Source organism: Vibrio cincinnatiensis (assembly GCF_022113815.1).
In the GTDB taxonomy this organism is placed as follows: Bacteria; Pseudomonadota; Gammaproteobacteria; order Enterobacterales; family Vibrionaceae; genus Vibrio; species Vibrio cincinnatiensis_A.
Genome location: NZ_SGOM01000076.1, coordinates 1 through 611, shown reverse-complemented (window position 1 = coordinate 611; position 611 = coordinate 1). Strand labels below are relative to the sequence as shown.

General features: G+C 34.7%; 1 protein-coding gene. It reads right to left on the bottom strand.

Annotated features, from left to right (window positions below):
* Positions 1-55: 55 nt before the first annotated feature.
* Positions 56-583, bottom strand: coding sequence for an RDD family protein (locus EXA13_RS16670; RefSeq protein WP_238116247.1), 528 nt, complete (start codon positions 581-583; stop codon positions 56-58).
* Positions 584-611 lie beyond the last annotated feature (28 nt).

The window sequence follows — 611 nt, the reverse complement described above, 5'->3', positions numbered from 1 at the left end:
CCAAACTAAAGCAAATACAGCCATAACCTTAAATGCTCATTTGAGCCAAAAATGCCTAGTGTTGGCAGTCCTCCTTTAAGCGTTTGTTAGCTATCTTGGATTCAACCACTATCGTATTAGCAGCCATATCACCTAATCGTTGACGTCTTTTAGATAAAATAAATATTGCATCAATTAAACCAATTAATGGCGTAAGGACATTACGCAAGAAAGACTGCCAAATTGTACAGTATTTCCCTGTCGTTTTATCTATAACGGATATTCCAAGTAGACGCTTACCAAAGCTTTTGCCTGAAGGCAAAGCATCAGAGAGTAAAAGATAGCTTATTGATAAAAAAATGGAAATAATAGCTGACTCTTCTTCTGTAAAGTTTAAATTTTCCAGTGATAACAACGTGACTAGAAAAATTATCCATGTAACGACTAAATCTATAAATTGACCTATATATCTACGACCTGGGCTTGCTAGTTTACTATTTAAAAGTAATTCCGCTAAAGATTCCTCTTTTGCTAAACTTTCATAAACAACCTCTTCCTTATCTTCATCAAAATTCATAGAACCCAAACGTGGTTCAATTCTCATGATTTAATCTCCTTACCATAGCTAACGC